This is a genomic window from Amycolatopsis sp. SID8362 (genome assembly GCF_010550475.1).
Taxonomy (GTDB): Bacteria; Actinomycetota; Actinomycetes; order Mycobacteriales; family Pseudonocardiaceae; genus Amycolatopsis; species Amycolatopsis eburnea.
Map to the genome: position 1 here is coordinate 1 of NZ_JAAGNB010000213.1, position 1,098 is coordinate 1,098.

General features: G+C 73.2%; 1 protein-coding gene and 1 pseudogene. Both read left to right on the forward strand.

Features of this window, described 5'->3' with window-relative positions; translation table 11 throughout:
- Window positions 1–535, forward strand: a pseudogene (locus G3I65_RS07500) (serine/threonine protein kinase); the annotation flags it as partial.
- Window positions 536–618: 83 nt separating this feature from the next.
- On the forward strand, window positions 619–1,098 hold a 480-nt coding region (locus G3I65_RS07505; RefSeq protein WP_160695437.1), incomplete at its 3' end, for a glycosyltransferase.

Below are 1,098 nucleotides of genomic sequence, written 5' to 3' on the forward strand. Positions count from 1 at the left end.
GGGCGCGCGCAAGGGCCTGATCGCCGTCGGCGCGGGCGCGGCGCTGCTGTGCGTCGCGGTCGTCGTGGCGATCCTGCTGGTCGTCCGCCAGAAGCCGCCGGCCGACAACGCCGCCCCGCCCGCGTCTTCGTCGCCGTCGGCCTCGGTCACGCAGTCGGCGGCACCGCCCCCGGCACCGTCGTCCGCGTCGGAGACACCCACGACGTCGGCCCCGCCCACCTCGCCGCCGGTTTCGAGCGTGGCTTCGTCGAAGACCGCCGCCGACGCCCTCGCCGCCTACTACGCGCTGCTCCCGAACAACACAGCGGAAGCGTGGAACCTGCTCACGGACCGCTTCAAGGCGTCGCGCAAGCAGACGCTGGCGACGTACCAGAACTTCTGGGGCCAGTACAAGTCGGTGAAGGCCGAAAGCGTGAAGGAAGTCGGCCCCGGCCGGGTCACCGCGCACGTCCTCTACGACGGCGGCAAGGGGGAGACCGACACGTTCACCCTGGTCCAGGAAAACGGCGTCTGGAAGATCGACGCCCAGAGCTGAACCTTCCCGGCTCCGGCCGCGTGTGACGGATGAGGCGTCCGTCGATCCACGCTGGAGGTTGAGCGATGAGGCCTGCCGACCCGATGGTGTTCATCCTCCCGGCCGCCCCACCGGGCTCCGACACGTACGACAAGCGCATGTGCCAGAACCTGCCCGCCGTCGGGCAGCCGGTGCTCGAACTGCCGATCGCCGGCGACTGGCCGGAGCCCGACGCGACGTCGAGACGCCGGCTCGCGCGGTCGCTGGCGGCGCTACCCGACCGGACCGTGGTGCTGCTCGACGGCATGATCGCCTCCGGCGTCCCGGAGATCGTGGTCCCGCACGCACGGCGGCTGCGGCTGGCCGTGCTGGTGCACCAGGCGCTGGCCGACGAGCCCGGCCTCGACCCGGCGCACGCCGCGGAGCTCGACGCGTGCGAGCGCGAGACGCTGCGGATGGCCGGGATGGTCGTCGCGACCAGCCCGTGGCTCGCCCGGCTGCTGATCGACCGCCACGACCTGGACCCCGGCCGCGTCTACGTCGCCAAGCCCGGCACCGACGCGGCCCCGCTCGCGGCGGGCGCC